Below are 296 nucleotides of genomic sequence, written 5' to 3'. Positions count from 1 at the left end.
GCGGCAGGCAACGGGGCGACGGCAGTCGGCGCGAAGGCGGTGGCGTCCGGCAGCAGTGCCGTGGCGCTTGGGCAGAACGCCTCGGCGAGCGCGCCGAACTCGGTGGCGCTGGGTTCGGGTTCGGTCGCGAACGAGGCGAACACCGTATCGGTCGGCTCGCAGGGTGCCGAGCGGCGCATCACGAACGTCGCACCGGGCGTGAATCCGACCGACGCGGTCAACGTGTCGCAGTTGCAGGGCGTGCAGCAGAGCATCACGAATATCGCCCGCAAGGCATACGGCGGCGTGGCGGCGGC

Annotated in this window: 1 protein-coding gene; it reads left to right on the top strand. The window is 71.3% G+C overall.

From position 1 onward, the window contains the following. Positions 1-296 (top strand): YadA family autotransporter adhesin (locus PXJ20_RS33085; protein WP_421057533.1); only part of this gene is annotated, 296 nt, incomplete at both ends.

Source organism: Paraburkholderia sp. A1RI_3L, assembly GCF_048957895.1.
Lineage (GTDB): Bacteria > Pseudomonadota > Gammaproteobacteria > Burkholderiales > Burkholderiaceae > Paraburkholderia > Paraburkholderia kururiensis.
The sequence above is the reverse complement of the archived record's forward strand: the minus strand, read 5'-3'. Positions and strand labels throughout refer to the sequence as shown.